The 13,916-nt window shown below is 69.6% G+C and carries 13 protein-coding genes; 8 read left to right on the top strand and 5 right to left on the bottom strand.

What is annotated here, in order from left to right:
- Position 1 precedes the first annotated feature (1 nt).
- From J7E45_RS10665 to J7E45_RS10645, 5 genes are all read right to left on the bottom strand, one after another.
- Positions 2 to 1,162 carry an ABC transporter substrate-binding protein gene (locus J7E45_RS10665; RefSeq protein WP_136042488.1) on the bottom strand — a complete coding sequence of 387 codons (1,161 nt, stop codon included), beginning with the start codon at positions 1,160 to 1,162 and terminating at the stop codon, positions 2 to 4.
- Between the two features lie 57 nt (positions 1,163 to 1,219).
- On the bottom strand, positions 1,220 to 2,344 hold the full coding sequence (locus J7E45_RS10660; RefSeq protein ID WP_105712032.1) for an ABC transporter ATP-binding protein: 1,125 nt from the start codon (positions 2,342 to 2,344) through the stop codon (positions 1,220 to 1,222).
- A 56-nt stretch (positions 2,345 to 2,400) separates the two neighbouring features.
- Complete coding sequence (locus J7E45_RS10655) at positions 2,401 to 3,891, bottom strand: DHA2 family efflux MFS transporter permease subunit (RefSeq protein WP_215069046.1); 1,491 nt, start codon at positions 3,889 to 3,891, stop codon at positions 2,401 to 2,403.
- 106 nt (positions 3,892 to 3,997) lie between these two features.
- Complete coding sequence (locus J7E45_RS10650; RefSeq protein ID WP_215069044.1) at positions 3,998 to 5,611, bottom strand: LVIVD repeat-containing protein; 1,614 nt, start codon at positions 5,609 to 5,611, stop codon at positions 3,998 to 4,000.
- A gap of 123 nt (positions 5,612 to 5,734) precedes the next feature.
- Complete coding sequence (locus tag J7E45_RS10645) at positions 5,735 to 6,703, bottom strand: LysR substrate-binding domain-containing protein (RefSeq protein WP_167635177.1); 969 nt, start codon at positions 6,701 to 6,703, stop codon at positions 5,735 to 5,737.
- An 83-nt stretch (positions 6,704 to 6,786) separates the two neighbouring features.
- Here J7E45_RS10645 and J7E45_RS10640 point away from each other — a divergent pair, with 83 nt between their 5' ends.
- Genes J7E45_RS10640 through J7E45_RS10605 form a run of 8 tightly spaced genes read left to right on the top strand, consistent with a single transcriptional unit; the run spans position 6,787 to position 13,902 of the window.
- Positions 6,787 to 8,295, top strand: coding sequence for a 2-hydroxymuconic semialdehyde dehydrogenase (locus tag J7E45_RS10640; RefSeq protein WP_215069042.1), 1,509 nt, complete (start codon positions 6,787 to 6,789; stop codon positions 8,293 to 8,295).
- On the top strand, positions 8,292 to 9,146 hold the full coding sequence (locus J7E45_RS10635; protein ID WP_308162102.1) for a fumarylacetoacetate hydrolase family protein: 855 nt from the start codon (positions 8,292 to 8,294) through the stop codon (positions 9,144 to 9,146). Before J7E45_RS10640 ends, J7E45_RS10635 begins: the two co-directional genes overlap by 4 nt.
- Complete coding sequence (locus J7E45_RS10630; RefSeq protein WP_215069040.1) at positions 9,143 to 10,081, top strand: acetaldehyde dehydrogenase (acetylating); 939 nt, start codon at positions 9,143 to 9,145, stop codon at positions 10,079 to 10,081. Before J7E45_RS10635 ends, J7E45_RS10630 begins: the two co-directional genes overlap by 4 nt.
- Positions 10,078 to 11,112: a 4-hydroxy-2-oxovalerate aldolase gene (dmpG, locus tag J7E45_RS10625; RefSeq protein ID WP_215069038.1), complete on the top strand. Its 1,035-nt coding sequence runs from the start codon at positions 10,078 to 10,080 to the stop codon at positions 11,110 to 11,112. The genes J7E45_RS10630 and dmpG overlap by 4 nt, the downstream gene beginning before the upstream one ends.
- The gene (locus tag J7E45_RS10620; RefSeq protein ID WP_215069037.1) at positions 11,109 to 11,915 is read left to right on the top strand and encodes a 2-keto-4-pentenoate hydratase; all 807 of its coding nucleotides are present in this window, start codon (positions 11,109 to 11,111) and stop codon (positions 11,913 to 11,915) included. Before dmpG ends, J7E45_RS10620 begins: the two co-directional genes overlap by 4 nt.
- Positions 11,912 to 12,382: a RidA family protein gene (locus J7E45_RS10615; protein ID WP_215069036.1), complete on the top strand. Its 471-nt coding sequence runs from the start codon at positions 11,912 to 11,914 to the stop codon at positions 12,380 to 12,382. Before J7E45_RS10620 ends, J7E45_RS10615 begins: the two co-directional genes overlap by 4 nt.
- Positions 12,379 to 12,903 carry a 3-hydroxyanthranilate 3,4-dioxygenase gene (locus tag J7E45_RS10610; protein ID WP_167635182.1) on the top strand — a complete coding sequence of 175 codons (525 nt, stop codon included), beginning with the start codon at positions 12,379 to 12,381 and terminating at the stop codon, positions 12,901 to 12,903. The genes J7E45_RS10615 and J7E45_RS10610 overlap by 4 nt, the downstream gene beginning before the upstream one ends.
- Before the next feature lie 6 nt (positions 12,904 to 12,909).
- The gene (locus J7E45_RS10605; RefSeq protein ID WP_167635183.1) at positions 12,910 to 13,902 is read left to right on the top strand and encodes an amidohydrolase family protein; all 993 of its coding nucleotides are present in this window, start codon (positions 12,910 to 12,912) and stop codon (positions 13,900 to 13,902) included.
- Positions 13,903 to 13,916: the final 14 nt, after the last annotated feature.

Below are 13,916 nucleotides of genomic sequence, written 5' to 3'. Positions count from 1 at the left end.
GTTATCCGTTCAGCGCCTTGTCGGCGGCGTTGATCATGGCCTGCCAGTCGTCACGAGTGGCCTGCGTCTCGGTCTCGGCGCCGCTTTCGAGGCCGAGCAGCAGTGCGTCGGAGTTCGTCTTCATGAGTCCGGTGGACTCGGCGAACGTCTCGGCGGGGAGGCCGGCGAACGGCACCTGGGTGCTGGCAAAGCGCTCGTCCGTCATGCGGAGACTGATCCAGTCGGGGTCGAACGCGTTCCACAGCGTCCACAGTGCTGCTCCCGGCTTGTTCTTCCCGTCGGAGTTGACTCCGGAGAACTGCGCCCAGACCCCTGCGTGCTCGAACGGCGAGACCTGCAGCGCCGGGTTCGGGTTGAACAGCGTCTGGTTCAGCGCGATGGGCACGTCACCGCTCGACAGCGGAGCCCCCTGGTCCTCCAGCAGCTTCAGGTTGCCCGACGACATCAGCTCGTCGATCAGGTCGACCATCTTGTCTTCGCCCTCGGCCATGCCGTAGCCGGCGAAGACGACCGCGTTGTACCCGGCGACCGACACCTTGTCCTTGTACTCGGGGGCGAGCAGCCCGTCGAGCGTCTCCGGAACGGCATCCACCTTCTCGGTGTTGTACTGGATGAGCGTGCCGTTGATGCTGTCCGGCATGAGCTCGGGCGCCCCGATGGTGAGGTACTCCTCGGGCACTCCGAAGCTCGCCCAGTCGACCTTCTCCCAGAAGCCCTCGTCGTACATCGCGGCCATCGAGGTGATCGAGCCGGACACGACGTCGGTGTTGCGCGACCCCGTGGCCTTGGCCGAGATGATCGCCGACGACAGGTTGTAGGTGAGGCCGCGGGTCTCGACCTTGATGTCGGGGAAGCGCTCGTTGAACTGTGCGATCACGTCCGGCGACAGCTCGTACCAGTCCCAGATGACCAGGGTGCCGTCGTCGGCCTTCTTCGCCTCTTCGTAGAGGGCGTCGAGCTGCTTGTCGATCTCGGGCCAGTAGTCGTCGTAGAAGTTCTCGCAGCGGGTGATCGCCCCGACTTCGACGGCGTCGCAGACGGCCGAGGCGGCATCGCCCTTGAGCGCGCTGTCGCCGGAGGCGGCCTCGCTCTGCGTGCCGCAGCCGGTCAGGGCGAGCGCGAACGTCGCCGTGACGGCGACTGCTCCCAGTGTTCTCTTCATGATCTGAATGTCCTCTCTGACATCAGGTGTGTGATTGCGGGTGTGGTGCGGGATGGATCATGCGCCCAGCACGCGGCAGGCGTGCGGGACCAGTTCGAGGAAGACCCTGCCGCCCTCGGGGGGTGTCGCCAGCGGTGCTCCGCGGCCGACGATCGTGGCGACGGGCTCGCCCTCGGTGAGCACCTCGGCCTCGTACTCGACGATCTCGCCGAGGAACTCCACCCGCACGATGCGCACGGGGAGCACATTGGGGCGCTCGACGTCGGTCTCGTGCCAGCGCACGGTCTCCGGGCGGAAGGTCAGCGTGACCTCGTCGCCTGCCGAGACGCCGTCGGGCACGGGCGTCTGCAGCCGGGTGCCGAGCGCCTCGACCACCGCGTCGCCGGCACCGTCGCGCTCGATCACCACGGCGGGGATCATGTTCGCGCGGCCGACGAAGTTCGCCACGAAGCGGTCGGCCGGCTGGTCGTAGAGCTCGCGGGGCGTGGCCTCCTGCACGATGCGCCCGCCGTTCATCACGGCCACGCGGTCGGACATCGACAGCGCTTCGGACTGGTCATGCGTCACGTAGAGGGCACTGATGCCGAGGGTGCGCTGCAGGCTCCGCAGCTCGTTGCGCATGGTGTCGCGCAGCTTGGCGTCGAGGTTCGACAGCGGCTCGTCGAGCAGCAGCAGTCGCGGGCGATGAGCGAGGGCGCGAGCGAGGGCGAGTCGCTGCTGCTGACCGCCCGACAGCGCGGTGGCCGGACGCTGTGCGAGATGGTCGAGCTGCACCAGCTCCAGCGCCTCCATCGCCCGCTTGCGCGCCTCCTGCTTCGGCAGCTTGGAACCCGCGACCTGCAGCGGGAAGATCGCATTCGCGAACACCGTCATGTGTGGCCAGATCGCGTAGTTCTGGAACACCATGCCGATGTCGCGCTTGTCGGGCGACACGTGCTCGGTGCCGGTCGAGAGCACGTTGCCGTCGAGCGAGATGACGCCGCCGTTGCTCCGCTCGAGGCCTGCGACACAGCGCAGCGTCGTCGTCTTGCCGCACCCCGACGGTCCGAGGAGGGAGTAGAACGTCCCCGGCTCGATCGTGAAGGTGACGTCCTTGACCACGGGGACGGCGGCGCCGTCGAGCTCGTAGTCCTTCTTCAGGGCATCGACGACGAGTCGGCCGCCTCCGGATCTCTCGGTCATCGGAGCCTTCTCCTGCTTCCTTGTTCTGGATGTTGGATCCACTGCGAGTGCCGTCATCATCGTCCCTCTCTCACGACCGAGCTCACCGTCTGCGGGGCGGCCGGTGCACCCCAGGGCCGCGGCTTCTCGAAGAACACCACGACGATCGCGCACACCGCGAAGGCGATGGCCGAAAGCAGCAGCGACTGCGACATGGCCGCGGCCAGCCCGGCGCCGTCCTTCGCCGACAACTCGGTTCCCGGGTGGATCGCGCCGGGCACGAAGCCGGTGATGTGTGCGGCGAGCGTCACGTTCATCAGCACGGCCAGCAACGCCGATCCGATCACCGACCCCATCTGCCTGGTCGTCGAGTACACCCCGGATCCCGCTCCCGCCTGCGTGTGCGGCAGGTTCCGCGTGGCCGTCGACGCGAGCGGGCCGAACATCCCCGAGACGCCCACCCCCAGCAGCGCGGACGGCAGCAGCAGGAGCCAGAAGGGCGCGTCGAGGGTCATGGTCGCCGCGTACCAGGCCATGGCCACAGCCGAGAGGACGAAGGCCGCGAAGGTCACCCAGCGCGGGCCGATCCGGTCGCTCAGCTTGCCGACGAACGGCCCGAGCACTCCCGAGACCACCGCCATCGGCGCGAGCATGAGCGCCGCGAGTGTGGGGTCGAGGCCGCGGGCGACCTGGAAGTAGAAGGCGAGCGGCACCGGCATGGCCGTGATGCCGACCCCGACGAGGAAGATCGTGGCGTTCGCGACCGAGAAGTTGCGGTCGCGGAAGAGAGCGAGCGGCATGAGCGGCTCGGCGCGATTGAAGCGCTGCCACAGCACGAAGAGCACCAGCAGCACGGCGCCGGTGACGATCAGTCCCCACACCGTGATCGGACCGAGGATCACACCCCAGTCGTAGACCTCGCCCTCCTGGATGCCGAACACCAGCAGGAAGAGGCCGAGTCCGGAGAGGGCGACGCCGAGCCAGTCGAAGCGATGCGGGTGCCCCTCCAGGTTCGGCACCAGACGCCAGGCGATCACGAAGGCGACGATGCCGACCGGGACGTTGACGAAGAAGATCCACTCCCAGCCGACCGTGTCGGTGAGCACACCGCCGAGGATCGGCCCCACGAGCGTCGCCAGTCCGCCGACCGCGCCCCACGCCCCCATCGCCTGACCGCGACCGCGCGGCGGGAAGACCCGGGCGATGATCGCCATGGTCTGCGGCGTCATCAGCGCGGCTCCGAAACCCTGCACGGCCCGCGCGGCGATGAGCATCCCGATGCTGTCGGCCAACCCGCACGCCAGCGAGGCGAGGGTGAACACGACGAGGCCCACGAGATAGACCCGCTTGGGGCCGAACCGGTCACCGAGCCGGCCGGTCACCAGCAGCGGGACCGCATAGGCGAGCAGGTAGGCGCTGGTGACCCAGATGACCGTGGTGAGGTCGGCGTCGAACGCCGCGAGGATGACCGGGTTGGCGATCGCCACGATCGTCGTGTCGACGAGGATCATGAAGAAGCCGATGCACAGTGCCCACAGGGCCGGCCACGGTCGGACGTTCTGGTTCATGGATCTCTTTCGGGAGGGATCGTCGTGGATGCTGCGGGAACGTGGTCCGGTGTCCGCCCTGCACGCCCCTGATGTGCAGGACGGACGCCGAAGTTCCGGGGCGGCCTCAGCCGTCGGTGGCGGGGATGCCGGTGACGACCTCACCCAGCAGCGGGGTCGAGACCGCGTAGATGCCGTGGTTGGCGAAGAGCCAGATCACGTTGCGGTCCCACTCGACGAAGATGCCGTGCACGGGGGCGGCGAGGTCATCGTCGTCCTTGAGGCCCATCGGCGGCACGAAGTACGCGCCGACCTTCGGGTTCTCCGGGTCGCGCACGTCGAAGATCTGCAGCCCCGCGGCGTAGAACGCGTAGGGGACGACTCCGCCGTGCGGGGTGCCCGTGTTGGTGAAGTAGCCCGAGCGCTTGGGACCGAACGATCCGCGGCGCTGCGCCCAGTCGGTGAACGCGGCCTCGGCCGGCGGGGTCGGCCGCGGCAGGGTGCGCACGACCCGCGGGTTCGTGGGGTCGGACACGTCGACCTGATAGATCTCCTTGGCCGGTTCGTAGCAGTCGGTGTTCATCGGGTAGCCCGAGACGTAGACGTATCCGGTCTCCTCGACCTGGGTCGTGTCGACGTTGTCGCCCTCGGTGCCCGCGACGCTGACCGGCAGGTCGCACCAGCCGACGTGGTGGATGTTCGTGGGGTCCGACACGTCGAGCACGAAGAGGCCCTGACCACCCTGCGCCGCGTAGCCGTACTTCGCGCCGGACTCGACCGAGCGCGGCAGGAAGATGCCCATGCGCGAGCCGAACCACGAAGTCTTGTTGTTCCAGCGCGCGTTGTCGGCGAGGTACTCGGAGTCGACCTCTTCGCCGGCACGGGAGCCGGGCACCCACCAGTTCGAGAGCAGTTCGGGCTTCGCCGGGTCGGACACGTCGTAGGCCGCGTGCCCCGCCGTCCACAGCGTGGTCTTGTACGGCTGGTTGGTGAATGTGTTGTCGGGCGCGGTGGCCACGAAGAGGTACTTGTCGCCGTAGTACACCGGCAGGTCGAGCACCCCATTGCCCTCCTGGACCTCGTCCGGTCCGTGGTTCGGATCGGTCGAGACCTCGGTGATGAGCGTCCAGTCGCGCGGGCTCGGGCCGTTCATCTCCCAGGTGCGGAAGCCGCGCAGGCCCTCCCACTCCTTGAGCTGCCCCTCGACGGTGTCGTCGATCCACTTGTTGGCGACACGTCCCTTGAGGAAGTACCGCGGGGTCTCGCTCGCCTGGATGGCGATGTGCTTGCCGAGCTTCTGGTTCCACTGCACCGTGGTGGCGCCGAACTGCGGGCGAGGGTCGTCCCAGCCCCACTGCTCCTCGTCGACGATGGTGAGGTCGCGCGGGTCGGTGATGTCGTACAGCTTCCAGTGGTTGCCGCCGCCGTAGTGCAGCATGAGCCGGCGGCCGTCCCAGTCGTAGATGCACTGCCACGAGTGGCTCGTGTTCACCACGATCGGGTAGAACGCCTCGGCGGTCGCGTTGAGGGAATAGGTCTCGGGGTCGCGGTAGTCGAGCTGGCCCGGCCAGTCGACGAACACATCACGCGGAACCGACGGCGTGTGCTCCGGCGGCAGGAAGGTGCCGTCGGGCTGCATACCCCAGGTCGAGGGGTCCGGGTCGGCCGGTTCACCCTCGACGCGCTGAAAGTCCTCCGGGCGGTACTTCTTCGCATCGGGCACGTAGGGAGAGCCGGCCATGTCGCCTCCATTGGCTGAATCGGGTGAGATCGTCACGACGTCGTGTCGTCTCATCAGGTTCACCCTGCGGGAGCGATGCTGTCCAATATCCATACGGGTCAGAGCTATGACCATTCGGACATATCAGCCGGCGAAGCGCGGCTCCGTCTGGGCGTACTCGCGCTCGAGCTCGGCGAGACGTGCACCCTCTTCGCGCAGGTGGGTGAGCAGAGCGGATGCCGCGGGCGACGGCGCCCGATCCTTCGGCACCGTCACGCCCACCGAACGGCGGATGGAGCTCAGCGGCGTGGGCAGGATCCGCAGCTCGCGGTCGTCGACGGCGATGAACATCGGCAGCGCCGCGATCACGTCGGTCGAGATGAGCAGCGTGCGCAGCGTCAACATCGACGTGCACTCGACCCGGTCGGGCGGCAAGGGCAGCCCCTCGTGGAAGAAGACGGCCTCGAGCTCGGCGCGCAGCGCGGTCTGCGCGACGGGGAAGATCCACGGATACGAGATCAACTCGGCGAGCGAGTTGGCCTTGATGCCGCCGAGCACCGGATGCCCCGCTCGCGCGACCAGGCGGATCGGCTCCTGGTGCAGCCGTTCCTGCTCGAGCCGCACCGGCACCGTCGGTGAGAGCCGCCCGACCGTGAGGTCGAGGTCGCCCGAGAGCAGCAGCTGCTGCAGCGTGTCGGGCGTGCCCTCGCGCACCACCACGGTCAGACGCGGATGCTCGGCCTTGAGCCCGGCGATGGCCCGCGGCAGCAGCAGGTTCGAGCCGGCGAGGTGCGTGCCGACCGTGACGGTGCCGAGCTGGCCGGCCTGCAGCAGCCGCACCTCCTCGCCCGCAGCGCGCAGTTCGGCGAGTACCGAGCGGGCGCGTTCGATGAACGAGTGTCCGTACTGCGTGGGCCTGACCCCGCGCGGCAGCCGCTCGAACAGCGGCACGCCCAAGACGTCTTCGACCTCGCGGAGGCCGCGGGTGACGACGGGCTGGGTGATGTGCAGCGACTCGGCGGCGCGCACCAGGGTGCCTTCGTCGGCGATGGCGGTGATGAGGACGAGGTGGCGGATCTTGACCCGTCCGTCGAGCAGTCGATCGGTGACCATGATCGGGACTATAGCCGTATGGGCATGGCAGTGCATCAAGAGAGTATTTGTCGGCATCCCTCGAACCTTCCTAGCCTGAGCCCATGCCTTCCGAGACGATGACGCCTCCCCTCCGTGCCGCCGAGCCGGGGCGGGCGCCGCGCGCGATCCACAACATGATCGCCGGCGAGCGCGTGGAGGGGATCGCCACGTTCCAGAAGATCAGCCCGGTCGACGGCTCGGTCATCGCCGAGGTGCACGAGGCCGGCACCGAGCAGGTCGACCGTGCCGTGGCCGCTGCTCGCGCCGCGTTCGACGGCCCGTGGGGACGGATGACCGTCGCCGAGCGCGCCCGCCTGCTGCGCGGGGTGGCCGACGCGATCGACCGCCGCGCCGACCAGCTCGTCGCGGCCGAGGTCGGCGACACCGGCAAGCCCGAGGCCCTCGCCCGCGACCTCGATGTGGCACGCGCCGCCGCGAACTTCCGCTCCTTCGCCGACACGGTCTCGTCAGCGGGTCTCGACTCGTTCCTGACCGAGCTGCCCGACGGACGCCGCGCCCTGAACTACGCGGTGCGCAAGCCGCTCGGGGTCGTCGCCGTGATCGTGCCGTGGAACCTGCCGCTGCTGCTGCTCACGTGGAAGCTGGCTCCGGCCCTCGCCACCGGCAACACGGTCGTCATCAAGCCCTCGGAGGAGACGCCGTCGTCGGCCACCCTGCTCGCCGAGATCCTCGCCGAAGCGGGTGTCCCCGCCGGGGTCGTGAACGTCGTGCACGGTTTCGGTGCCGACTCGGCGGGCGAGGCCCTCACGAAGCACCCGGGCATCGACGGGGTGACTTTCACCGGGGAGTCGTCCACCGGCTCCGCCATCATGCGCGCGGTCTCGCCCCGCGTGCGCCCCGTCTCGTTCGAGCTCGGCGGCAAGAACGCCGCTCTCGTGTTCGCGGATGCCGACCTCGACGCCGCCGTCGCCGGTCTCGCCCGCTCCACGTATCTCAACACCGGCCAGGTGTGCCTGTGCACCGAGCGCATCTACGTGCAGCGTGCGGTCTTCGACGACGTCGCGGCGGGTCTCGCCGAGCACGCCGCCCGCCTGCGTCTGGGTCGCCCCGAGGACCCGGCCACGACCACCGGTCCGCTCATCTCGCAGGCGCACCGCGAGAAGGTGCGCTCCTACTTCGACCTCGCCGTCGCGGAGGGCGCGACCGTGCTCGCCGGCGGCGGCATCCCGACCCTCGGCGACGGACTCGACGGCGGATCGTGGATCGAGCCGACCCTGTGGACGGGCCTCGACAACAGCCACCGCACCGTGCGCGAAGAGGTGTTCGGCCCCGTCGCCGCCCTGATCCCCTTCGACACCGAGGAAGAGGCGATCGCGCTCGCGAACGACACCGACTACGGGCTCGCCGCCGTCACCTGGACCACCGACCTCACCCGCGGACACCGCGTCGCGCAGCAGATGCGCACCGGGATGTCGTGGGTCAACACCTGGTACCTGCGCGACCTGCGGAGCCCCTTCGGCGGCGTCGGGCTCTCGGGCATCGGCCGCGAGGGCGGACACCACTCGCTGGAGTTCTACACCGAGCCGACGAACGTGTGCGTGCAGCTGTGACCGGTATCCAGGATTCCGACGCCGCCGCCGATGCTGTCCGTGCGGCGGACGAGCGGCTGCGACGGGCGGCCGAATCCGGGCGTCCGTGCGCACCGGTGCGCGACCTGCTCGGCGAGACCGATCAGGATGCCGCGTACGCGGTGCAGTCGCTCGGCATCGCCCGGCGCCTCGACGAGGGTCGCCGCATCGTCGGTCGCAAGATCGGCCTCACCTCGCCGGCCGTGCAGACGCAGCTCGGCGTCGACAGCCCGGACTACGGCGTGCTGCTGGACGACATGATCTTCGCCGACCGCGAGCCGATCGACCTCGCCCGCTTCCTGCAGCCGCGGGCCGAGGCCGAGGTCGCCTTCGTGCTGGGCCGCGACCTCGACTCCCCCACCACGCACGTCGCCGACGTGATCCGGGCCACGGAGTTCGTGCTGCCCGCGATCGAGGTCGTCGACTCCCGCGTGGCCGGGTGGGACATCCGCATCACCGACACCATCGCCGACAACGCCTCCAGCGGGGCGGTCGTGCTCGGCACCACGCCCCGACGCCTCGACGGGTTCGACCTGACCGCGCTCGGCATGACGCTCGACCGCGAGGGACGGCCGGTCTCGACCGGATCGGGCGCCGCGTGCCTCGGGAGCCCGGTGATCGCGGTGGCCTGGCTGGCACGCGAGGTCGCGCGACGCGGGCAGCCGCTGCGCGCGGGCGAGGTCATCCTCTCCGGCGCGCTCGGCCCCATGGTCGACGCGACCGCCGGGGTGTATCGCGCCCGGCTCGACGGCCTCGGCGAGGTGCGTGCCGACTTCTTCGGCACGGCATCCGGCGCCGCATCCGGAACATCGACGGAAGGGGCTGCGGCATGACCGTCGGCATCGCCATCATCGGCTCGGGCAACATCGGCACCGACCTGCTCATCAAGGTCAAGCGACTTTCGACCACGCTGCATGTGGTCGCGATGGCCGGCATCGACGAGCAGTCCGACGGGCTCGCCCGTGCGCGGCGGCTCGGTGTCGCCACGACTCATGAGGGCGTGGACGGACTCATCGCGATGCCCGAATTCGCCGACGTCGAGCTCGTGTTCGACGCCACCTCGGCCGGAGCCCACGCCCGCAACGACGCGCTCGTGCGCAATGTCGGACGCATCATGGTCGACCTGACCCCCGCGGCGATCGGTCCCTACGTCGTGCCGGTCGTGAACCTCGAGGCGCACCTCGGTGCGACGAACGTGAACATGGTCACGTGCGGTGGCCAGGCCACGGTGCCGATGGTGGCCGCGGTGTCGCGCGTCGCCCCGGTGGCCTACGCCGAGATCGTCGCCTCGATCGCCTCGAAGTCGGCCGGGCCCGGCACCAGGGCCAACATCGACGAGTTCACCGAGACCACCGCCCGCGCACTGGAGGTGATCGGCGGCGCCGACCACGGCAAGGCCATCATCGTGCTCAACCCCGCCGACCCGCCCCTCATCATGCGCGACACCGTGTTCTGCCTGGTCGAGGGAGACCCCGCCGCGCTGGACCGCGATGCCGTCAGCGCGTCGGTCGCCGACATGGTCGCCGATGTGCAGGCGTACGTCGGGGGCTACCGGCTCAAGCAGCAGGTGCAGTTCGACGAGGTCGACGAGGCCTACGTGCCCGCCCTCGATCGCCCGTTCCGCGGCACGCGCGTCACCGTCCTGCTGGAGGTGGCGGGCGCCGGCCACTATCTTCCGGAGTACGCGGGCAATCTCGACATCATGACCTCGGCCGCCCTGCGCACGGCCGAGCGACTCGTCGCCGAACGGACAGGGGTTCCCGCATGACCACCACTCCTCCCCGCGTGTACGTGCAGGACGTCACCCTCCGCGACGGCATGCACGCCATCGGCCACGGCTACACGACCGAGCAGGTGCAGGGCATCGCCCGAGCTCTCGAAGCTGCGGGCGTGGATGCCATCGAGGTCGCGCACGGTGACGGCCTCGGCGGTTCGAGCGTGGCCTACGGGCAGGGCGCGCACACCGACTGGCAGTGGATCGAGGCGGCCGCCGAGGTGCTGGACCGCGCCGTCTTGACCACCCTGATCCTGCCCGGCATCGGCACGATCGACGACCTCGCCCGCGCCCGCGACCTCGGTGTCGCGAGCGTGCGCGTCGCGACGCACTGCACCGAGGCCGACGTCGCGATCCAGCACATCACCTGGGCGCGCGAACACGGCATGGATGTGTCGGGCTTCCTGATGATGAGCCACCTCAACGACCCGCGCGGACTCGCCGAGCAGGCGAAGATCATGGAGGCGGCCGGCGCGCACTGCGTGTACGTCACCGACTCGGGCGGGCGTCTCACGATGCGCGATGTCGCCGATCGCGTCGACGCCTACCGCGAGGTGCTCGACCCCGGCACGCAGATCGGGATCCACGCCCACGAGAACCTCTCGCTGAGTGTCGCCAACAGCGTCACGGCGGTCGAGCACGGCGTGTACCGGGTCGATGCCTCTCTCGCAGGGCAGGGTGCCGGAGCCGGGAACTGCCCGATCGAGGCGTTCATCGCGGTGGCCGACCTGCTCGGCTGGGAGCACGGCTGCGACCTGTTCGCGCTGCAGGATGCGGCGGAGGAGCTGGTGCGTCCGCTGCAGCGCCGCCCCGTCCGCGTCGACCGCGAGACGCTCACTCTGGGCTACGCGGGGGTGTACTCGAGCTTCCTGCTGCACGCCGAGCGCGCGGCCGAGAAGCACGGCATCGATGCCCGCGACATCCTCGTGGAGCTCGGCCGCCGCCGGATGGTGGGCGGCCAGGAAGACATGATCGTCGACGTCGCCCTCGACCTCGTCGCCGCCCGCGCGGGGGTGACCTCGTGACCGCCGATGCTGTGTTCGCCGCCGCGCTCGACACCGCGCAGCGCACCGCGAGCCCGATCAGCCAGCTCTCCTCGACCGCAGACGTCGGCCTCGACACCGCCTACGCCACGCAGCATGCGCTGATCGCCCGTCGTGTCGCCCGCGGCGAGCGCATCGCCGGCCTCAAGCTCGGCTTCACGAGCCAGGCGAAGGCGCAGCAGATGGGCGTGCACGACGTGATCATGGGCACGCTCACCGATGCCATGCGCCTCCACGACGGCGCGGTGTTCGACCGCCGATCCGCCATCCACCCACGCATCGAACCCGAGGTCGCGTACCTTCTGGCGGCCGACATCGACGGCTCCGAGGCCGGTCGCCCGCTGTCGGAGGTCGTCGCCGCGGTCGCGCCCGCGCTGGAGATCATCGACTCCCGGTACCGGGACTTCCGATTCAGCCTCGCCGACGTGGTGGCCGACAACACCTCGGCCGCCGCCTACGTGATCGGCCCGTGGACCGCGTTCGCACAGGCAGGCGCGCTCGACAACCGGGCGGTGCAGCTCGAGGTCGACGGCCGGGTGAGCGCCACCGGCTCGACCGCCGCGATCCTCGGCGATCCCGGCCGCGCCATCGCCGCGGCGGCACGACTCGCCGCCCGCCACGGCTTCACGCTGCGTGCCGGCACGGTGCTGCTCGCCGGAGCCGCGACCACTGCGGTTCCGCTCCCCGACCACGGCGTCGTCGAGGCGACCATTGCCGGACTCGGTCGTGTCGGCATCCGCACGCACGACGGGGCCGACAGCCTCGCGCAGGAGGGAGCACGATGACCGGATCAGGCGGCATCCTCGTCGAGGGCAAGGCGACCCCGAGAGGTCGTTTCCCGCACGTCAAGGTCTCGGGCGACCTGGTCTTCGTCTCGGGAACGTCGAGCAGGCGCCCCGACAACACCATCGCCGGTGCCGAGGCCGACGAGTTCGGGGCCACCCGCCTCGACGTGGCCGTGCAGACCCGCGCGGTCATCGAGAACATCCGCGAGGTGCTCGCCGCCGCCGGTTGCGGGCTCGACGACCTCGTGCAGGCGACGACCTTCCTCGTCGACATGAACGACTTCGCCGCCTACAACGCCGTCTGGGCCGAGTACTTCGACGAGCAGGGCCCGGCCCGCACCACGGTCGCCGTGCACGCCCTGCCGCATCCGCACCTGCGCATCGAGATCCAGGCGATCGCGCGCCGCCCCGAAACCGAAACCATCACCGACCGCACCACCGCTGCCACTCTCGAGGAGGAGAAATGAGCACCATCCCACCCGTCATCGATTTCGCCGCATGGATCAAGGAGAACGAACACCTCCTGAAGCCGCCGGTCAACAACAAGGCCGCCTGGACGCCGATGGGCGACTTCATCGTGCAGGTCGTCGGCGGCCCGAACCAGCGCACCGACTTCCACTTCGATCCGTACGAGGAGTGGTTCTACCAGTACCGCGGCAACATGCACGTGAACATCCAGACCCCCGAGGGGCTGCAGCGCATCGACATCCGCGAGGGCGAGATGTGGCTGCTGCCCGGCAACGTCTTCCACTCGCCGCAGCGCCCCGAAGAGGGCTCCATCGGCATCGTGATCGAGCGCATCCGCGAAGAGGGCACGCTCGAGAAGTTCGCCTGGTTCTGCCCGAACTGCAACGCCAAGGTGCACGAGGTCGAGCTGCAGGTGCGCGACATCGTCGAAGACCTGCCGCCGGTGTTCCGCGACTTCTACGAGAGCGAAGAGGGGCGCACCTGCCCGGAGTGCGGCGCCGTCCATCCCGGCAAGGGCTGAAGCCCCTTGGGCACGATCGACGTTCACACCCACTTCGTGCCGAGTTCCTGGCCCGACCTGTCATCGCAGGTCGGGCCGGGTCTCTGGCCGACGCTGCGCGTGGACTCCGAGCGCGAGGCGATGATCATGCTCGGCGAGACCGAGTTCCGGCGTATCGGAGACGACTGCTGGGATGCCGAGGTGCGCCTGGCCGACATGGATGCCGACGGCGTCGAGATGCAGGTCGTCTCCCCCACGCCCGTCTTCTTCTCGTACGACAAGTCGGGCGATGAGGCGGTCAAGGTCGCGCGCATCTTCAACGACCTCGCCCTGGAGATCTGCGCACCCGCCCCCGACCGGCTGATCCCGTTCGCGCAGGTGCCCCTGCAGAATCCGGATGCCGCGTGCGCCGAGGCCGACCGTGCCATCGCCTCCGGCCATGCGGGGGTCGAGATCGGCAACCACGTCGGCGACCGCGACCTCGACGACGAGGGCACCGTGACGTTCCTGCAGCACTGCGCCGATCGGGGCATCCCCGTCTTCGTGCATCCGTGGGACATGGCGGGCTCGCCCCGGCTCGATCGGTGGATGGCGCGCTGGCTCACCGGTATGCCCGCCGAGACGCACCTGTCGATCATCGCCCTCATCCTGGGCGGCGTCTTCGACCGCGTGCCGCCGACGCTGCGCCTGGCATTCGCACACGGCGGCGGATCCTTCGCATTCTGGTTGGGCCGCTTCGAGAACGCCTGGCAGCAGCGGCCCGATCTCATCGGTGTGAGCGAACGGCCGCCGTCGGCCTACCTCGACCGGTTCAGCGTCGACAGCGTCGTGTTCGACCCGATCGCCCTGCGCGTGCTGGTCGAGACGCTCGGCACCTCGCAGGTCATGGTCGGCAGCGACTACCCCTACCCCCTGGGAGAGCGGCCCGTCGGCAGCGTCGTCGACCGCGCCGACTTCCTCGACGAGGCGCAGAAGAGCGCCATCCGCCGCGACAACGCCCTGCGTTTCCTCGGCCGCTGATCCCGACCTCGAAC

Origin of the sequence: Microbacterium sp. ISL-59, assembly GCF_018613945.1 — a bacterium.
GTDB classification, from domain to species: Bacteria; Actinomycetota; Actinomycetes; order Actinomycetales; family Microbacteriaceae; genus Microbacterium; species Microbacterium oxydans_B.
This window is presented reverse-complemented; position numbering and strand designations above follow the sequence as displayed.

Bases quoted from the DNA above. Each gene is read 5' to 3' on its own strand.
- dmpG (WP_215069038.1), top strand. From the start codon at position 10,078: ATGACCACCACTCCTCCCCGCGTGTACGTGCAGGACGTCACCCTCCGC.
- J7E45_RS10650 (WP_215069044.1), bottom strand. From the start codon at position 5,611: ATGGCCGGCTCTCCCTACGTGCCCGATGCGAAGAAGTACCGCCCGGAG.
- J7E45_RS10615 (WP_215069036.1), top strand. From the start codon at position 11,912: ATGACCGGATCAGGCGGCATCCTCGTCGAGGGCAAGGCGACCCCGAGA.
- J7E45_RS10655 (WP_215069046.1), bottom strand. From the start codon at position 3,891: ATGAACCAGAACGTCCGACCGTGGCCGGCCCTGTGGGCACTGTGCATC.
- J7E45_RS10645 (WP_167635177.1), bottom strand. From the start codon at position 6,703: ATGGTCACCGATCGACTGCTCGACGGACGGGTCAAGATCCGCCACCTC.
- J7E45_RS10660 (WP_105712032.1), bottom strand. From the start codon at position 2,344: ATGACCGAGAGATCCGGAGGCGGCCGACTCGTCGTCGATGCCCTGAAG.
- J7E45_RS10610 (WP_167635182.1), top strand. From the start codon at position 12,379: ATGAGCACCATCCCACCCGTCATCGATTTCGCCGCATGGATCAAGGAG.
- J7E45_RS10665 (WP_136042488.1), bottom strand. From the start codon at position 1,162: ATGAAGAGAACACTGGGAGCAGTCGCCGTCACGGCGACGTTCGCGCTC.
- J7E45_RS10630 (WP_215069040.1), top strand. From the start codon at position 9,143: ATGACCGTCGGCATCGCCATCATCGGCTCGGGCAACATCGGCACCGAC.
- J7E45_RS10640 (WP_215069042.1), top strand. From the start codon at position 6,787: ATGCCTTCCGAGACGATGACGCCTCCCCTCCGTGCCGCCGAGCCGGGG.